The sequence below is a fragment of the Pseudomonas sp. FG98 genome, from assembly GCF_057808595.1.
The window spans coordinates 1-360 of the sequence record NZ_JBMDIJ010000195.1 but is presented as its reverse complement, the minus strand read 5'-3'; the positions used below and the strand labels follow the sequence as shown (position 1 = coordinate 360).

The 360-nt window shown below is 60.3% G+C and carries 1 protein-coding gene; it reads left to right on the top strand.

Going from position 1 to position 360, the window contains the following annotated elements; translation table 11 throughout:
• Positions 1-360, top strand: a 360-nt coding sequence (locus ACODSK_RS32690) for an immunoglobulin-like domain-containing protein (RefSeq protein WP_489022298.1), incomplete at both ends; no start/stop codon positions are given.

The following is a 360-nucleotide window of genomic DNA, read 5'->3' as shown; positions in this document are numbered from 1 at the left end:
AGATGAAGATCTCGCTGAGCAACGGCGAGACCATCACCATCGGCAAGGGCCTGAGTGAAGGTTCGATCACCTTCCCGGCGCCACAGAACACTGTTTACGTGGACGGCGGCAACGTTAGCGTCACCATCACCGGTACTACCGGTGGCGACTTCGAGCACCTGGAAGTCAGTCCAACGGCTGCTGTCACAGCCGTAACCGACTCGATCGACACCAGCACCGTGACTCTGACCGCGACGGCTTCGGCTGTTGAAGGTGGCGTGGTGACCTACGTCGCTTCCGTGACTTCGCCGGTGACTGGCACCCCGCTGGTTATCAGCCTGGCCAACGGCCAGTCGATCACCATTCCAGTGAACTCCAGCA